General features: G+C 39.9%; 1 protein-coding gene. It reads left to right on the top strand.

The features are described from left to right. Nucleotides 1-132 precede the first annotated feature (132 nt). Nucleotides 133-562, top strand: a 430-nt coding sequence (locus ACNOHI_RS25365; protein WP_420477496.1) for a hypothetical protein, incomplete at its 3' end; no start/stop codon positions are given.

Here is a 562-nt window from a genome sequence, read left to right on the forward strand (position 1 = left end):
ACACCACAAATGAGATCAACCTTAACTCTGTTCGCATCTTGCCTCTCGCTGTGTACACTTTTATCCCCAGAAATAAACGCGCAATCTCGACAACAAGATACTTTGTGGTTCGATAATCAATGGAATCCGGTCGTGGACAAAGAAAAGGCATATTACTTTCGGACTATTAATGAACTAAAACGAGATTCAATAGTAGTGAAAGATTACTATCGTTCGGGGCGACTACAAATGGATGGCACATATTCATCTTATCCAAATTACAAAAACGGAACATTCCGCTGGTACTTTGAAGACGGAAAGCTACGGCAGGAGGCTAGAATTAAGGGAGACACTACCTTCAAATACCGGGAATATGATCATGAAGGGAATATAAAAAAACAACAGGAGCTTTTGCAGGTGGAACGAACAGAAAATGGAAAAAAATCATTCATTTATGTTTATGCTGATCGATTTCCCGAATACCCAGGTGGCTCTGAAGCTATGCTTGAATTCATCAGAAATAATATCCGTTATCCGGAGGCATTAAGGAAGAAGAATACCCAGGAGAAAGTTGTTGTTCGTT

The organism is Noviherbaspirillum sp. ST9 (assembly GCF_048799745.1).
Classification (GTDB): Bacteria; Pseudomonadota; Gammaproteobacteria; order Burkholderiales; family Burkholderiaceae_D; genus Noviherbaspirillum.